17 protein-coding genes are annotated in these 13,624 nt (G+C 34.9%); 16 read left to right on the top strand and 1 reads right to left on the bottom strand.

Features of this window, described 5'->3' with window-relative positions; all coding sequences use genetic code 11:
- The first annotated feature begins 31 nt into the window (after positions 1-31).
- Together tdcB and LKACC16343_RS12155 are read left to right on the top strand one after the other, a co-directional pair.
- On the top strand, positions 32-1,060 hold the full coding sequence (gene tdcB, locus LKACC16343_RS12150) for a bifunctional threonine ammonia-lyase/L-serine ammonia-lyase TdcB (RefSeq protein ID WP_087721297.1): 1,029 nt from the start codon (positions 32-34) through the stop codon (positions 1,058-1,060).
- A 92-nt stretch (positions 1,061-1,152) separates the two neighbouring features.
- A complete protein-coding gene (locus tag LKACC16343_RS12155) occupies positions 1,153-2,538 on the top strand; it encodes an APC family permease (protein WP_056951389.1) in 1,386 nt (461 codons plus the stop codon).
- 358 nt (positions 2,539-2,896) lie between these two features.
- Here the strand turns inward: LKACC16343_RS12155 and LKACC16343_RS12160 are convergent, their stop codons facing one another.
- On the bottom strand, positions 2,897-3,337 hold the full coding sequence (locus tag LKACC16343_RS12160) for a MerR family transcriptional regulator (RefSeq protein WP_056951386.1): 441 nt from the start codon (positions 3,335-3,337) through the stop codon (positions 2,897-2,899).
- Between the two features lie 91 nt (positions 3,338-3,428).
- Here LKACC16343_RS12160 and LKACC16343_RS12165 point away from each other — a divergent pair, with 91 nt between their 5' ends.
- The 14 genes from LKACC16343_RS12165 (at position 3,429) to gndA (ending at position 13,485) form a co-directional block, all read left to right on the top strand.
- Positions 3,429-4,448 (top strand): NAD-dependent epimerase/dehydratase family protein, encoded by a 1,020-nt coding sequence (locus LKACC16343_RS12165; RefSeq protein ID WP_056951384.1) that lies wholly within the window; start codon positions 3,429-3,431, stop codon positions 4,446-4,448.
- A gap of 263 nt (positions 4,449-4,711) precedes the next feature.
- On the top strand, positions 4,712-5,245 hold the full coding sequence (gene infC / locus LKACC16343_RS12170) for a translation initiation factor IF-3 (RefSeq protein ID WP_056951383.1): 534 nt from the start codon (positions 4,712-4,714) through the stop codon (positions 5,243-5,245).
- A gap of 14 nt (positions 5,246-5,259) precedes the next feature.
- Complete coding sequence (rpmI, locus tag LKACC16343_RS12175) at positions 5,260-5,457, top strand: 50S ribosomal protein L35 (protein ID WP_025084493.1); 198 nt, start codon at positions 5,260-5,262, stop codon at positions 5,455-5,457.
- Positions 5,458-5,507: 50 nt separating this feature from the next.
- Positions 5,508-5,864 (top strand): 50S ribosomal protein L20, encoded by a 357-nt coding sequence (gene rplT / locus LKACC16343_RS12180; protein WP_025084494.1) that lies wholly within the window; start codon positions 5,508-5,510, stop codon positions 5,862-5,864.
- A 73-nt stretch (positions 5,865-5,937) separates the two neighbouring features.
- Positions 5,938-6,465, top strand: coding sequence for a YqeG family HAD IIIA-type phosphatase (locus LKACC16343_RS12185; RefSeq protein ID WP_025084495.1), 528 nt, complete (start codon positions 5,938-5,940; stop codon positions 6,463-6,465).
- The gene (gene yqeH, locus LKACC16343_RS12190) at positions 6,452-7,567 is read left to right on the top strand and encodes a ribosome biogenesis GTPase YqeH (RefSeq protein WP_056951382.1); all 1,116 of its coding nucleotides are present in this window, start codon (positions 6,452-6,454) and stop codon (positions 7,565-7,567) included. The genes LKACC16343_RS12185 and yqeH overlap by 14 nt, the downstream gene beginning before the upstream one ends.
- Positions 7,568-7,577: 10 nt before the next feature.
- Entirely contained in the window at positions 7,578-7,892 is a 315-nt protein-coding gene (locus LKACC16343_RS12195) for a YhbY family RNA-binding protein (protein ID WP_025084497.1), read from the top strand.
- A gap of 14 nt (positions 7,893-7,906) precedes the next feature.
- Positions 7,907-8,545: a nicotinate-nucleotide adenylyltransferase gene (locus LKACC16343_RS12200; protein ID WP_025084498.1), complete on the top strand. Its 639-nt coding sequence runs from the start codon at positions 7,907-7,909 to the stop codon at positions 8,543-8,545.
- Positions 8,538-9,140, top strand: coding sequence for a bis(5'-nucleosyl)-tetraphosphatase (symmetrical) YqeK (yqeK, locus tag LKACC16343_RS12205; RefSeq protein ID WP_056951380.1), 603 nt, complete (start codon positions 8,538-8,540; stop codon positions 9,138-9,140). Before LKACC16343_RS12200 ends, yqeK begins: the two co-directional genes overlap by 8 nt.
- Before the next feature lies 1 nt (position 9,141).
- A complete protein-coding gene (rsfS, locus tag LKACC16343_RS12210) occupies positions 9,142-9,498 on the top strand; it encodes a ribosome silencing factor (protein ID WP_056951378.1) in 357 nt (118 codons plus the stop codon).
- A complete protein-coding gene (locus LKACC16343_RS12215; protein WP_056951376.1) occupies positions 9,498-10,229 on the top strand; it encodes a class I SAM-dependent DNA methyltransferase in 732 nt (243 codons plus the stop codon). Before rsfS ends, LKACC16343_RS12215 begins: the two co-directional genes overlap by 1 nt.
- A gap of 8 nt (positions 10,230-10,237) precedes the next feature.
- Positions 10,238-11,338: a nucleotidyltransferase gene (locus tag LKACC16343_RS12220; protein ID WP_056951374.1), complete on the top strand. Its 1,101-nt coding sequence runs from the start codon at positions 10,238-10,240 to the stop codon at positions 11,336-11,338.
- A complete protein-coding gene (locus tag LKACC16343_RS12225) occupies positions 11,338-11,889 on the top strand; it encodes a YceD family protein (protein WP_056951372.1) in 552 nt (183 codons plus the stop codon). The genes LKACC16343_RS12220 and LKACC16343_RS12225 overlap by 1 nt, the downstream gene beginning before the upstream one ends.
- 171 nt (positions 11,890-12,060) lie before the next feature.
- Complete coding sequence (gene gndA, locus LKACC16343_RS12230; RefSeq protein ID WP_056951370.1) at positions 12,061-13,485, top strand: NADP-dependent phosphogluconate dehydrogenase; 1,425 nt, start codon at positions 12,061-12,063, stop codon at positions 13,483-13,485.
- Positions 13,486-13,624: the final 139 nt, after the last annotated feature.

The following is a 13,624-nucleotide window of genomic DNA, read 5'->3' on the forward strand; positions in this document are numbered from 1 at the left end:
ATAAAAATTAAAGATGGGTGAGGTACGGATCATGCTAAAAGGTGTAGGCATTGATAATATTGTTGATATTCATGATATTGAAGAAGCAAAGGCAATTGTTGGAAAATATGCTCGTAAGACCCCTCTAGTTCAATCCATGTTTTTGAGCCGTAATGTTGTTGGTGGGGACGTTTACTTAAAACTAGAAAATATGCAACTAACAGGATCGTTCAAATTCAGAGGTGCCAATAATAAAATTAATCATTTATCACAGGAGGAATTGAATCGAGGAGTAATTACTGCATCAGCTGGTAATCATGCTCAAGGTGTAGCTTTGACAGGACACCTATTAGGAATTGACACAACAGTCGTTATGCCTGATGAAGCTCCTCAAATGAAACGTGACGCTACAAGAGGATATGGTGCTGAAGTAGATATTCATGGTGCAACTTTTGATGATGCACATCAATGGATGTTCGAACGTGCTGAAAGAGAAGGAAAGACCATTGTTGATCCATTCAATGATAAATATGTTATTGCTGGACAAGGAACAATTGGTTTGGAAATTCTTGATGATATTTGGGATGTAGATACTGTTATTATTCCTGTCGGTGGTGGCGGATTAATTTCCGGAATGGCTACTGCATTGAAATCATTTAATCCTAATATTCATATCGTCGGAGTTCAATCAGAAAATGTTCATGGTATGTATGCATCAGTTAAAGCTGGTCAAATTACTAAGCATCATGATGATTTCACATTGGCAGACGGAACAGATGTAGCTGTACCTGGAGATATCACATTCCCAATCGTTAGTGAATTAGTAGATGAAATCGTCTTAGTAAACGAAGATGAAATTGCTCATGCCATGAAAGATCTATTACAGAGAACCAAGGTTGTAGCAGAAGGTGCTGGTGCACTTCCAGTAGCAGCTCTTGAATCACATAAGATCGATGACAGATGGCTCAAGAATAAGAAGACTGTTGCTATGGTATCTGGTGGTAATGTTGACCTTAATCGTGTTTCACAAATTATTGATCAATTCTTGAAACCAGTTAAAGCCGACGGAGGCATTGGTTAAAAATTAATTTGAAACCTGAAAAGATGCTGCATTTGAATGCAACATCTTTTCTTTTTTAAAAAATATCTTTTTTTACGTGGAGGTATAAGATTATGGGCGATCAAGATACCAAATTGAAAAAAACAATTGGTTTTTTCCCCGCTTTTGCTACTGTAACCGGGAGCGTAATTGGAACGGGAGTATTTTTTAAAGCGTCAGCTGTTACTAACTATACGGGGTCAACCAGTTTAACTATGCTTGTATGGTTATTAGGAGGTTTCATCACTATTTGTGCCGGTTTAACGGGAGCTGAATTGGCCGCTGCCTATCCTGAAACGGGTGGATTAACTAAGTATATTGAACACAGTTATGGTGGTTTTTGGGGATTTATGGCCGGTTGGGCGCAAGCTATTATTTATTTCCCTGCTAATATAGCGGCTATATCAATTGCTTTTGGTACACAATTCACACATTTATTTACACTCTCTAATTCATGGATAGTTCCAGTGGCAATTTTGAGTGCTTTATCAGTAACCTCACTTAACTGGATCAGTGCTAAAGTGGGAGGACGAGTTACATCTATCTCTTTAGTGGCAAAATTGATTCCATTGGCCTTGATTGTATTGTTTGGTTTCATGCATAAGGGACCAGTTGAATTATCATTATTCCCAGTTGTGGCGGGTCCACATCGTAATTTAATTACAGCAATGGGAAATGGATTGTTAGCAACTATGTTTGCATATGATGGCTGGATTCATGTAGGTAATATTTCTGGAGAAATGAAGAATCCTCGTAAAGATTTACCAAAAGCCATTTCTTTAGGAATCGCAGTTATCATGTTAGTTTACGTTCTTGTCAATGCAGTCTTTATGTATGTGTTACCAATTAATCAAATTGCCGGTAATCTTAACGCCGCATCTGATGCATCTACAATGATTTTTGGTAATATGGGTAGCAAATTGGTTACAATTGGAATTTTGATTTCAGTTTATGGTGGTCTAAACGGTTATACAATGACAAGTATGCGTATTCCATATATTATGGGTAAAGAACACAAATTACCATTTGGTGATACCTTTGCTAAACTAAATAAAGCGGGGATTCCATGGGCTGCTGGCGCAATTCAATTAGTTATCGCTTGTTTGATGATGTTAACCGGTGAATTTGATGCCATTACTAATATGCTGATTTTTGTAATTTGGGTATTTTATGTTATGGCTTTTATTGCAGTTATTAAATTACGTCATACTCAACCAGAATTGGAAAGACCTTATAAAGTGCCGCTATATCCAATTATTCCTATCATTGCTATTTTAGGGGGAGTATTTATTCTGGTATGTACTTTGTTGACAGAATTTGTTACTACAATTATTGGAATTAGTGTTACCGCTATAGGTGTTCCAATATACTTCTACTTGAAGAATAAGTGGAATTTTGATGGACAAAAGGTTGATAAGAAATCAAAAAGAATGACAAAATTAGAAGTTGATCCTGAATAAAATAATAAGGTCTAGAAATCAGAAATTGATTTCTAGACCTTATTTTAATACTGCCAAGCTCTTCCTAAGTGTCAGTAGCAATGATATTGATATTTTTTTAATTTAGATTTAAATAGGAAGGAAGATTAACCATTTAATTCAAGCTTTTCACAGTTGAATGAACTAAGATCGGTTTCGTAATTAGTATTAAAGATGGAACGGCGATCAGTTAGAACAATAATGTATCTTTTGCAGTAAGAGCCTGAATAAGTTCCGTAGAATTTTTAACTTCTACCATAAAAATCACTCTTTAATTTTGTTTAAATATGTTAACTAAATTAAAGAGCGTCTTGAACTGTTTATCCAAAGTTATACTTAATTATTTAAAAGGGTTCTCAAGGTTTAGACTCTTCTTTTCATCTTGAACAAAATTGATTTGCCCTTTGATGATGTTAACTGAATCCTCACTAGCATAGCGTTGAATTTTGGTAGTGATTTCTTTTAGATTGTCATGCAACACTTGTTGTTGTTTCAAAACATTTTTCTTATGTTGCTGTAGTAACTCTCTGCGTTGTTGAATTGAAGCAGTTCCTTGCATACAAAGATCAATGTAGGTTCTGATGTCTTTAATAGGCATACCAGTATTTTTTAAACAACAAATAGTTTTAATGAAACCAAAGTCGGATTCCGAAAAAACTCGATAACCAGCTTCATTTTTTGAGACAAAGGGAAGCAATCCTTTTTTGTCATAGTAACGGATAGTTGAAATTGGTAAGTGAAAGTAATCAGCTACTTCTTTAATAGAATAAGTTTTTTTCATGGAATCTCCTTTATGTGCTTGCTCTAAACCATAGTTTAGGGTTTAAAGTGATGATAATCAATTAATAAAATAAGTACAAGGAAGTTCCTTTATGAAAAAAGTTTTAGTCACAGGTGGTACGGGATTCTTAGGTTTAAGATTAGTTATGCAATTGTTAAATGATGGTTATGACGTTAGAACAACTACTCGAAAGAAAAGCGGTCAAGCTCGCATAATGAAGATCTTAGAATCCTATGGGGTTAAAAATTTACAGAATTTGTCTTTTATTGAAGCTGATTTATCCAATGACAATAATTGGTTAGAAGCTATGCAGGATCGAGAATATGTTTTTAGTGTTGCCTCACCAGTTTTCTTTGGCAAAATCAAGAATGAATCAGATGCTATAAAACCGGCATTGGATGGTACTTTAAGAATTTTGAAGGCTGCTAATGCTAGTAAAGTGAAACGAGTTGTAATGACATCTAATTTTGGGGCGGTCGGTTTTAGTAAAAAACAAGGGCTAACTACCGAAGCTGATTGGACTGATCCTGAAGAAAAAGGATTATCAATTTATGAAAAGTCTAAATTATTAGCTGAACAAGCGGCCTGGAAATATGTTAATCAACCAGAAGTGAATTTGGAGTTTGTAACAGTCAATCCAGTTGCAATTTTTGGTCCATCGTTAGATCGACATGTATCAGGCAGTTTTGATTTATTAAAGAATCTCGTAGCCGATACAACTAAAAGGATTCCCGATTTACCTTTGAACGTAGTGGATGTTAGGGATGTTGTAGATATTGAAATCAGGGCTATGGAAACACCTGAGGCCAAATTCAAAAGATTTATTGCTAGTGCAGATGGACAAATCTCAATGGAAGAGATAGCTGAACTGATAAAAACTCAACGTAAATCTTTAAAAGATAAGGTTACGGATAAAACTATACCCAATTGGCTTATTGATGTTGCAGCAATATTTAATTCTAGGGCTAGGGAAGGTAAATTGATGATGCATATGAATCGTAAAGTCAGCAATCAACAACCTAAAGATGTTTTAGGTTGGACACCAATTTCCGATAACCAACAAGCTGTTTTGTCAGCAGTCGATAGCTTAGTCAAATATGATCTAATATAAGTTTAAAAACTTGTGTTAGCTAAGATAACGTGATAAATTACTTGTATTGAACTTTTTCAGCTTTTCTATAACAAATTTATCGATGTTTATTGACATGTCGCGTTTATATTGTTATAGTTTATAACTGTTGAGATTAAGCAGAAGCGCCCGCTTCTCACCTATGCATTCGCCTCTAGGTTAATACGATTACGTAGATAATATAGTGGGCATGCTTGTGCAGCCCGCTTTTTTTGTGGGCCAAATTACTCCGGAGGTGACTACTCATAGCAAGAGAATTATTATTAAATGATCAAATACGTGCGAAAGAAGTTAGATTGATCGCTGAAAATGGGGATCAAGTTGGTGTTAAACCAACCGCAGAAGCTAGAAGATTAGCCGAAGCAGCTAATATGGACCTAGTTCTAATGTCACCAGGTGCTAAACCACCCGTTGCCAGAATTATGGATTATGGTAAATATAAGTTTGATCTTCAAAAGAAAGATCGTGAAGCACGTAAAAAACAAAAAACTGTTAGTCTTAAAGAAGTGCGTTTAAGTCCAACTATTGAGGCAAACGACTTCAATACAAAACTTAACAACGCTCGCAAGTTCTTAGCTAAAGGTGATAAGGTCAAAGTTTCTCTTCGCTTTAAGGGTAGAGCAATTACTCATAAAGAGATAGGTAAGGAAGTCTTAGACCGTGTCGCTGAACAGACTAAGGATGTTTCTACGGTAACAACTAGACCTAAGATGGACGGTCGTAGTATGTTTTTAATGCTTGATCCAATTAACGCAAAAGATAACAAAAAGAAGAAATAGTGGAGGGATTTTCAATGCCTAAACAAAAGACACACCGCGCATCAGCAAAGAGATTTAAGAAAACTGCTAATGGTGGTTGGAAGAGAATGCATGCTTATACAAGTCACCGTTTCCACGGTAAGACTAAGAAGCAACGTCGTCAATTAGCTAAACCAGGTATGGTTAGTTCAAGTGATATGAAACGTATCAAACAAATGTTAGCTACATATTAATTAGCTAATCACTTAAATATTTATTTTTGTAAATTAAAGGAGGAGTCATTATGCCACGTGTAAAAGGTGGAACAGTAACTCGCAAACGTCGTAAAAAGGTTTTAAAATTAGCTAAGGGATATCGTGGTTCAAAACATATCACTTTTAAAGCAGCACATACTCAAATCATGGTTTCATACCGTTATGCATTCCGTGATCGTCGCCAAGTTAAGCGCGACTTCCGTAAGTTATGGATTGCTAGAATCAATGCTGCTGCAAGAATGAATGAAATCAGCTACAGCAAATTAATGCATGGTTTGAAGTTAGCTAATGTCGACATCAACCGTAAGATGTTGGCCCAAGTTGCTATTGAAGATCCAAAGGCATTCACAAGTTTAGTAGATACAGCTAAGAAAGCTTTAGCTTAATTGTTAAAACAAACGTAATTTGGATAACCCAAATTACGTTTTTTTACTAATTAGCAGATAATGAGGATTAAAAATGTTTAAACCATATATTATGCTTGATAAAATTACTGATATTGAGATTGATGATCTTAAACAATTAGGAATTACTACGATTATGACAGATCTTGATAACACACTTTTGCCATGGAATAGTAATAAATATGACCTCTCATTACGAAAATGGCTCAATCAGATGTCTAAAAATGATATTGAGGTTATGATTGTTTCGAACAATAGCTATGAACGTGTTGAAAAAGCTGTTCATGAATTACCTGTAAGTATTGTTGCTCGTGCGGTTAAACCATTACCATTCGTAATTATTAATCATATTAGAAGTGAAAAAATTAATCCTGCCAACGTTTTATTTGTCGGGGATCAGGTGATGACTGACGTTTTAGCAGGAAATATGGCCGGGTTGAAAACAGTTTTAGTAAAGCCTTTAGTAAAGACTGATGCTAAAAAGACTCGTGTGAATAGATTTTTTGAACGTCCAATTTTAAAAGCTATGCAAAAGCGTGATAAGAATTTATACTGGAAGGATTCATTAAATGACAGAAATTGATGATAAGTTGTATTGTATAGGTTGTGGTGCCAGACTTCAGACCGAAGATAAAGACAAACCTGGCTATGTGCAAGAATCAACTTTAAAGAAATATATAGAAGACGATTCTAAAGAATTATTGTGTAAGAGATGTTTTAGACTACGTAATTATAATGAAATTACGGATGTTGATGTCTCAGACGATGATTTCTTGAAGTTGTTGGACTCTATTTCAGAAAAAGATGCACTAGTAGTAAACGTAGTCGATATTTTTGACTATGAGGGTAGTGTCATTCCCGGTTTACAAAGATTTGTTGGTGATAAAAAAATTATTGTCGTTGGTAATAAGGTTGATCTATTGCCAAAATCAGTTAATAAGAATCGTCTATTGAACTGGTTACAACAAAAGAGTAAGGAAAATGGAATCAAGTCAACTGACCAAATTTTAGTTTCAGCTGTTAAGGGAATTAATATTGATGAATTGATGGATATGATTGAAAAATATCGTGATGGCAAAGATGTTTATGTTGTAGGAACAACCAATACTGGTAAATCAACTTTGATTAACCGTATTATCAGTTCTAATTCAGACGTTAAGAATTTGATCACGACATCAAGATTTCCAGGTACAACGCTTGATAGAATTGATATTCCTTTGGATGATGGCCACAATCTAGTTGATACACCAGGTATTATTCACAATTATCAATTAGCACATTATTTGAATGCCAAAGATTTAAAGACTATCACACCAAAGAAGCCATTGCGTCCAGTTACTTTCCAACTTCGTGATGGACAAACAATTTTTGTGGCTGGCTTAGCTAGATTCGATTTCTTAGATTATAAGACGAATGTTACTTTCTATGTCAATCAAGGATTGCCACTTCATAGAACTAAGACAATTAATGCGGATGAGTTCTATCAAAAACATTTAGGTGATATTTTAGCTCCACCTACAGAAATTGAATCTTTCCCTAAAATGAAGCAACAAATTTTCTCTGCACATGAGAAATCTGATATTGTTATCTATGGTTTAGGTTGGGTTACAATTCCTGCCGGAAGCAAGGTTAAGGCCTACGTTCCAGATGGTGTCCGTGTCTCAATTCGGAATGCAATTATTTAAGGAGAAACATATGATAATTAAAGGAAAAAAGAATCGTTATTTAAGAAGTCAAGCCGCTACCATGAAACCAGCTATTCAAGTTGGTCGTGATGGTATCAGTGAAAATCTTTTAAATCAATTAGAACTTTTGATTAACAAAGATGAAATAATTAAAGTTTCATTACTACAAAATACAATGGTGGAACCCCAAGATTTGATTGATGCTTTGAATGAATTTGACGAACAAATCGTTCATGTACAAACAATTGGTTCTAAATTAGTCTTTTACAAGAAAGCACCTAAAATTAAAAACCGTAAATATTCTATTGAATTAGAAAATATGTAATTTAAGTGATGAAAATGGATACTCAAAAACAATTATTAACTAAAGCAAAATTAGAATTTCATAGTAATTTGCCCAAAAAGCATGTTGGAATCTTAGGTGGAACTTTTAATCCCATTCATTTGGGACATTTAGTTATTGCCGAACAAGTTTACGAACAATTGTGTTTGGATAAAGTGTTATTTTTGCCTGACAAAGTTCCACCTCATCGTGGAGTACAAAAGACCATTCCTACCATCAATAGTGATGATCGTATCAATATGATCAAATTGGCTATTAGAGATAATATGCATTTTGACCTAGACTTAACTGATATTCATCGTGGTGGAGTGAGCTATACTTATGAAACCATTAAGCTATTGAAAGAATATAATCCTAATACTGAGTATTACTTTATTATTGGTGGAGATATGGTGGAGAATTTGCCTAAGTGGTCTCACATTGAAGAATTGAGACAGATGGTACATTTTGTAGGAGTATGTCGCAAAGGCTTTGAGAAAAAGTCAAAGTACCCTATACTTTGGGTAAACACGCCTGAATTAGAAATTAGTTCAAGTATGATACGTGAGCGAGTCAGAAAGGGTCAAACAATAAAGTATTTGGTACCTGATGATGTTGCTTGGTATATAAATGACAGGGGGCTTTATAATGACTGAATTTAATTATGATGAAGTTATGCCAGGAATCGATCGAGACAAGATTCTGGAGCGAATGCGTGATACTTTAAGCGACTTTCGCTATAACCATTGTTTACGAGTAGAAAAAGTAAGTCGCGGACTAGCTGCTGAAAATGGTGGCGACGTCGAACGTGCAGGTTTAGCTGGTTTGTTACATGACTATGCTAAAGAGCGCAGTGATGAAGAATTTATTAGTGTTATTAAAGAGAAGAATATGGATCCAGAGTTATTAAAATTTAACAATGCTATTTGGCACGGAATCGTTGGCGCTGAAATTGTTAAAGATGAATTGGGTATTTATGATGAAGATGTCCTGAATGCTATCAGAAGACACACAGTTGGTCATACAACCATGACTACAGTTGATAAATGTGTATTTATTGGTGATTTCATTGAACCTAAGAGAAGTTTCCCAGGAATCGATGAAGCTAGACAATATGCTAAAAAATCATTAGATGCTGGAGTAACTTTTGAATTGAAGCACTCACTGGCATACTTGATTGACCGCAATAGAGTAGTATACCCAGAAACATTTGTAAATTATAACTACTGGATCGCAAAAGGAGAATTATAGTTTGGACTCAAAGAATATAATGGAAATCGCTGTTAAGGCAGCAGATGAAAAACACGCTAACGATATTAAAGTTTTGAATATCAGTGGTGTAAGTATTGTGGCTGATTATTTTGTTATTATGGATGCCGGTTCTCAACGTCAAGTTGATGCTATTGTTCAATCAGTTTTGGACAAAGCTGGCGAAAATGACATTAATGTAAGTCACGTTGAAGGAAATCGTAACTCTGAATGGGTATTGATTGATCTTCATGATGTTATTATTCACGTTTTCACAGCCGAAAAACGTGAATTCTACAATTTGGAAAAACTTTGGTCAGATGCTCCCGAAGTAGATATTTCCAATTTGGTAACTGAATAATGATTTATAACTCATTTGCACGTGTTTACAGTGAACTAATGGATGATTCACTGTATGCTAAGTGGGCACAATATGTAGAACAACAAGTCTCAGATAAAGCTAAATCTTTGCTAGATGTTGCTTGTGGTACAGGTGATTTAACAATCCAATTGGCTGATCGTTTCCAAGTTACGGGAACTGATCTATCTGAAGAAATGTTAAAAATTGCAGCGGAAAAAGCAACCAAAGCCAAAAAGAATATTCCATTTGTTCAAAGCAATATGATGGATTTATTTGATTTTGATAAATTTGATGTTATTACTTGTTTTGATGATTCAATTTGTTATTTAAAAGATGAAGATGAACTAGCAGTAGCTTTTAATCAAGCTTACGAACACCTTAATGAAGGTGGTAAGTATTTGTTTGACGCCCATTCTTTATATCAAATGGATGAAGTTTTTCCAGGTTATATGTTTAATCATCGAGCTGAAGATTCAGCTTTTATGTGGAATAGTTATGAAGGAGAATATCCTCACAGTATCGAACATGAATTGACATTCTTTAATTGGAATGAAAAGATTCAAGGCTATTCGGTTAACACTGAACTTCATAAGGAAAGAACATATCCTGTTGAGACTTTTGAGATGATTCTTAAGGACATCGGCTTTAAGAACGTCCAAGTTACGGCAGAATTTGGTCAATCAGAGATCAAAGATAATTCAACTCGTTGGTTCTTTGCTGCAGAAAAATAGAGGATTCTATGACAAAAGTCTATGGTTTCGTTGCGGAATTTAATCCGTTTCACAATGGTCATAAATTATTTATAGATAAAATCAAACAAGAATATCACCCCGATGTTTTAATTGCCGTAATGTCTGGTAATTTCGTCCAACGGGGTGATTTTGCTGTTTTAGATAAATGGAGTCGAGCCCAGATTGCCATCGATAATGGTGTTGATCTTGTTGTTGAGTTGCCATTCGCATATGCAGTGGAGCCAGCACAATATTTTGCTCAGGGTTCGATGAAATTATTGCAGCTGTTAGGAGTCAATGAACTAGTTTTTGGTACTGAACAAAAATTAGATTTTGACGAGTTAGCGAAAAAGATAATTCATTCTAGGACTGAGTTTCAACAGAATTATCATTTGAGTTCAGCTGAAAATTTAACTCAGTATTATCAAACTTTAGGGATTGATATTGCTAAATTGCCTAACCAGCTTTTAGGTATAAATTACGTAACTCAATTGATTGAACAAGGCTATCCAATACATGTCAATACGATTCAACGCGATTCAAGTATGTTTAGTGCAACGGAGATTAGACGGCGTAGGGCTCAAAAACTATCATTCACAGAATTAGTTCCATCGGCAACTGAAAAAGCTTTTGATGAACAAAAGATCGTGAGCTGGGATGATTATTTTCCTTATTTAAAATTTCAAATTCTCAGTCATTCAGTAGAGGAGTTGCACTCCAATTATCAAATGGTTGAAGGGTTGGAATATAAATTAAAGAAGGAAATAAAGCAGAGTCATAATTTCACAGAATTAGTTGAACGTGTGAAATCAAAACGGTATACTATGGCTCGAATCAGACGACTAATGATGTATACGCTGTTAAATGTAAAAGAATCGGAAATTAATAATGTTTATAATAATCCTTATTTGAGAATATTAGGATTTAATGAATGTGGTAGGAACTATTTAAAAGGCTTAAAAAAGAGCAATGTCGATCTGATTACACGTGTTGGTAAAAAGGAACAAAAGCAATTAAACTTAGAGATACGAGCAGATGAAATCCGTCAGCTCATAACTGAGGAAGAACAAAATTTTGGAAAAATACCTTATATGAAAGGGGTAAATTAATGCTAAATTGGGATGTGCAAGAAGTTCGTCGCTATAAGGACAAACCTTTTACATTTAAAGAAACACTTGATTTAACTAAGGAGATGCAAACACGTTCAGAGGATGTGTTAGAAATTTCTCCCGTAGAAGTTGAGGGTCAGTTATTTAATGACCACGGTCTAGTTATTTCAGATATTAAAGTGGAGACAACGTTAAAGGTTCCTTCAACTAGAAGTCTATTACCAGTAGACTTACCAGTGAATATCCGAATTAACGAAGCTTACAACATTGATGATGTAGATGAAGAGGAATTGGAAGATTACAATGTCGTTATTCCTATTGATGATGATAATCCTACCATTAACGTTTACGAGTCAATCGTAGATAATATCTTGTTGAGTATTCCTTCAAAGATTTTAACTAAGAAGGAAGAAGAAGAGGATGTTATGCCATCAGGTAAAAATTGGAATGTTATTTCTGAAGAAGAGTATAAGAAACAACATGAAGAAGAACACGTTAACCCTGAATTCGCTAAATTAAAGAATTTATTTAATGATGACACGAAGGAGTAGTATTGTTACTGCTCTTTTTTATTTGCTTTTATTAGGAATTGAAAATAACATATATAAATCTGATTACGTTTTTTTACAAAAAAATCGCTAAAAAAGTTCTTTTATATACTCCTTTTTTGTTTTTTTGTTAAGATTAATATGTGTTAACAAAAATCGGAGGTAATTATTATAATGGCAAAACCACAAATTGGTGTTATTGGTATGGCTGTTATGGGTAAGAATCTTGCCCTTAACATTGAGAGCCGTGGATATGAAGTTGCTATCTACAACCGTACTGGTTCAAAGACAAAAGCAGTTGTTGAGGAACATCCTGAAAAGAAATTGGTACCAAGTTATACAATCGAGGATTTTGTAAACTCACTAGAAAAACCACGTCGTATTTTGATGATGGTTAAGGCTGGTGCTGGTACTGATGCTGTTATCAATCAATTATTGCCTTTACTAGATAAGGGTGATGTATTGATCGATGGTGGTAATACATTCTTCGAAGATACTATGAAACGTAATGAACTTTTGGATAAATCAGGAATCAACTTTATCGGAATGGGTGTTTCCGGTGGTGAATTGGGTGCTCTTCAAGGACCTTCATTGATGCCCGGTGGCCAAAAAGAAGCTTATGATTTAGTTGCTCCTATTTTGGAACAAATTTCAGCTAAAGCTGACGAAGATGGTGCTCCTTGTGTTACATACATCGGACCTAATGGTGCTGGTCACTATGTAAAGATGGTTCATAATGGTATCGAATATGGTGATATGGAATTGATCTCAGAAAGTTACAACTTGTTGAAGCACTTATTTAACAATGATGTTAATAAGATTGCCGAAGTCTTCCAAGACTGGAACAAGGGTGAACTTTCAAGTTACTTGATCGATATCACATCACAAATCTTGACTAGAAAAGATGATGAAGGCTCAGATGACTACATTGTCAACAAGATCATGGATAAAGCTGGTAACAAAGGTACTGGTAAGTGGAGTTCACAAAGTGCTCTAGAATTAGGTGTTCCACAATCATTGATTACTGAATCAGTTTACTCACGTTACGTTTCTGCTTACAAAGATGAACGTGTTAAGGCAAGTAAGGTTCTTCCCGCACCTGCTACAAAGCCAATTGTTAAAGATATGGACGAATTAGTTGAAAAGATCCGTAAGGCTTTGTACTTCAGTAAGTTGATCAGTTATGCTCAAGGATTTGCTCAAATGAAGGCTGCTTCAGATCACTATGAATGGGATCTACAATATGGTAAGATTGCTCAAATCTGGCGTGCTGGTTGTATCATTCGTGCACAATTCCTACAAAAGATTACTGATGCTTACGATAAAGAACCAAAACTTGATAACTTATTGTTGGACGATTACTTCAAGGGTATCGTTGAAGAATATCAATCAGATGTTCGTGACGTTGTAAGCTTTGCTGTTCAAGCAGGAATTCCTGTTTCAGGTTTCATGGCCGCAATTTCATACTACGATCAATATCGTTCAGAAGTTCTTCCTGCAAACTTGATCCAAGCTCAAAGAGATTACTTCGGTGCTCATACTTATGAGAGAAATGACAAGCCAGGCGTATTCCACTACACATGGTATGAAGAACAATAATTAAATTAATATAAAAATGTCCTTAGACATAATTCGTTGTGTAAATAACGATTAATTGTCTAGGGCTTTTTTATTTAAAAAAACTGAACTTGCTAGAGTTTAAATACTTTCTTATACTTTGAAAATGGGGATTTTTAAA

This window comes from Companilactobacillus bobalius (assembly GCF_002179915.1).
GTDB classification, from domain to species: domain Bacteria; phylum Bacillota; class Bacilli; order Lactobacillales; family Lactobacillaceae; genus Companilactobacillus; species Companilactobacillus bobalius.

Excerpts from the sequence above, each read along its gene's own strand:
- tdcB (WP_087721297.1), top strand. The coding sequence starts at position 32 with ATGCTAAAAGGTGTAGGCATTGATAATATTGTTGATATTCATGATATT.
- LKACC16343_RS12155 (WP_056951389.1), top strand. The coding sequence starts at position 1,153 with ATGGGCGATCAAGATACCAAATTGAAAAAAACAATTGGTTTTTTCCCC.
- LKACC16343_RS12160 (WP_056951386.1), bottom strand. The coding sequence starts at position 3,337 with ATGAAAAAAACTTATTCTATTAAAGAAGTAGCTGATTACTTTCACTTA.
- LKACC16343_RS12165 (WP_056951384.1), top strand. The coding sequence starts at position 3,429 with ATGAAAAAAGTTTTAGTCACAGGTGGTACGGGATTCTTAGGTTTAAGA.
- rpmI (WP_025084493.1), top strand. The coding sequence starts at position 5,260 with ATGCCTAAACAAAAGACACACCGCGCATCAGCAAAGAGATTTAAGAAA.
- rplT (WP_025084494.1), top strand. The coding sequence starts at position 5,508 with ATGCCACGTGTAAAAGGTGGAACAGTAACTCGCAAACGTCGTAAAAAG.
- LKACC16343_RS12185 (WP_025084495.1), top strand. The coding sequence starts at position 5,938 with ATGTTTAAACCATATATTATGCTTGATAAAATTACTGATATTGAGATT.
- yqeH (WP_056951382.1), top strand. The coding sequence starts at position 6,452 with ATGACAGAAATTGATGATAAGTTGTATTGTATAGGTTGTGGTGCCAGA.
- LKACC16343_RS12195 (WP_025084497.1), top strand. The coding sequence starts at position 7,578 with ATGATAATTAAAGGAAAAAAGAATCGTTATTTAAGAAGTCAAGCCGCT.
- LKACC16343_RS12200 (WP_025084498.1), top strand. The coding sequence starts at position 7,907 with ATGGATACTCAAAAACAATTATTAACTAAAGCAAAATTAGAATTTCAT.
- yqeK (WP_056951380.1), top strand. The coding sequence starts at position 8,538 with ATGACTGAATTTAATTATGATGAAGTTATGCCAGGAATCGATCGAGAC.
- LKACC16343_RS12215 (WP_056951376.1), top strand. The coding sequence starts at position 9,498 with ATGATTTATAACTCATTTGCACGTGTTTACAGTGAACTAATGGATGAT.
- LKACC16343_RS12220 (WP_056951374.1), top strand. The coding sequence starts at position 10,238 with ATGACAAAAGTCTATGGTTTCGTTGCGGAATTTAATCCGTTTCACAAT.
- LKACC16343_RS12225 (WP_056951372.1), top strand. The coding sequence starts at position 11,338 with ATGCTAAATTGGGATGTGCAAGAAGTTCGTCGCTATAAGGACAAACCT.
- gndA (WP_056951370.1), top strand. The coding sequence starts at position 12,061 with ATGGCAAAACCACAAATTGGTGTTATTGGTATGGCTGTTATGGGTAAG.